This is a genomic window from Halomonas llamarensis (assembly GCF_023555005.1).
GTDB classification, from domain to species: domain Bacteria; phylum Pseudomonadota; class Gammaproteobacteria; order Pseudomonadales; family Halomonadaceae; genus Vreelandella; species Vreelandella llamarensis.
Genome location: NZ_JAMJPJ010000074.1, coordinates 1 through 1,144 on the forward strand (window position 1 = coordinate 1; position 1,144 = coordinate 1,144).

A 1,144-nucleotide genomic window follows, 5' to 3' on the forward strand; every position below is an offset into this window, starting at 1 on the left:
GCTGGAGCAAGGTTACACAAAGGCAGAGGCCGCGCGCAGCCTGGGGATAAGGGCCAATCTACTGGGCCGATGGATCAAAGAGCACGCGGAGGATGACGGGCAGGCCTTCCGGGGCAATGGCAAGCTGACATCGGAACAGGCCGAGATTCGACAGTTGCGAGAAGAGAACCGCCGGCTGAAGATGGAGAAAGATATCCTAAAAAAGGCGACGGTCTTCTTTGCCAAGGAAACGCGGTGAAATACGCGTTCATCACCCAGTACAAGAAGACCTGGCCGGTCGACCTGATGTGTCGGCTTCTGGGTGTAAGCCGCAATGCGTATTACCGTTATTGCCAGCGTCAACAAGACAAACAGCCGGACCCCGAGCGCCAGGCGATGCTAGCGGCGGTGAAAGAGATCGCGGAGACCAGCGGTTACAGCTATGGGTCACGTCGGATGAAGCGGGCGCTCAACGCCTTAGGCTTCCTGGTCGGGCGCCGCAAGACAAGCTCCTTGATGCGAGAAGCAGGTGTTAAAGCCAAGTGTCGGAAAAAGTACAAGGTGACGACGAACAGTAATCACAAGCAGCCGGTATTCGAGAATGTGCTGAATCGGGAGTTTACTGCAGAGGGTCCAGATCAAGCCTATGTATCCGATATCACTTACCTCTGGACACAGGAAGGCTGGTTGTATCTGGCCGTTTTCATTGACCTGTTCAGTCGGCGAGTGGTGGGCTGGAGCATGGGGTCGCGGATGAACGCCAAGCTGGTGACAGATGCCCTGCGTATGGCGGTCTGGCAGCGTCGACCGGGGGCTGGGTTGATCGTGCATTCAGACCGAGGCTCACAGTATGCCAGCAAGGCGTACCGGCGGTTGCTGAAAGCCAATGGCTTTGTTGGCAGCATGAGCCGCAAGGGCAATTGCTGGGACAATGCGGTAGCGGAAAGCTTTTTTGCGAGCCTGAAGAAAGAGAGGGTGCAGTGGCGGCACTACCAGGTTCGAACCGAGGCTCAGCAGGATGTACTGGATTACATTGTGATGTTTTATAACAGTCGGCGGCGGCATTCGACGCTGGATTACAGCAGCCCCAATGATTACGAATCAGCAATGGCAGAACTGAAGAAAGCGGCTTAACTGGGTTGTCACAAATTGCTTGACCACTCCA

Annotated in this window: 1 protein-coding gene; it reads left to right on the forward strand. The window is 55.6% G+C overall.

Annotation, left to right across the window (positions count from 1 at the left end; all coding sequences use genetic code 11):
• Position 1 precedes the first annotated feature (1 nt).
• Positions 2-1,113, forward strand: a protein-coding gene (locus tag M8006_RS17575; protein ID WP_250084491.1) for an IS3 family transposase whose coding sequence is annotated in 2 segments (ribosomal slippage) — positions 2-221 and positions 221-1,113 — 1,113 coding nt in all. Because the reading frame shifts where the segments join, the coding sequence is not laid out codon by codon here.
• The last annotated feature ends 31 nt before the right edge of the window (positions 1,114-1,144 follow it).